Origin of the sequence: Acinetobacter sp. UBA2063, from assembly GCF_002333245.1 — a bacterium.
Taxonomy (GTDB): domain Bacteria; phylum Pseudomonadota; class Gammaproteobacteria; order Pseudomonadales; family Moraxellaceae; genus Acinetobacter; species Acinetobacter parvus.
Genome location: NZ_DDAH01000038.1, coordinates 1 through 297, shown reverse-complemented (window position 1 = coordinate 297; position 297 = coordinate 1). Strand labels below are relative to the sequence as shown.

The 297-nt window shown below is 46.1% G+C and carries 1 protein-coding gene; it reads right to left on the bottom strand.

Annotation, left to right across the window (positions count from 1 at the left end; genetic code table 11):
• The coding region (locus tag B4H32_RS12805; RefSeq protein WP_414630944.1) for an RNA-guided endonuclease TnpB family protein at window positions 1-297 on the bottom strand (297 nt) is incomplete at both ends.

Below are 297 nucleotides of genomic sequence, written 5' to 3'. Positions count from 1 at the left end.
AGACGCTCATGTCCGAGCGCAAGAATATTCAGTGCTGAGTTTATATCTCGATTATGGAGCGTACCGCACTCCATGCACTGCCATTCTCTTATTCCAAGACCTGTCCTACCTTTCGGACTACTACAGCGTGAGCCACAGCACGAACACGTTTGGGTGGTATAGGCCTCATTGACTTCTTCATACCATACCCCTGCGTTCTCGCATTTATACTTGAGCATGGTTCTTAGTGTTGTCCAACTTGCATCTAGCACTGATTTAGCTAATTTAGTTTGTGCGAGTGCTTTGGCATTCACATTG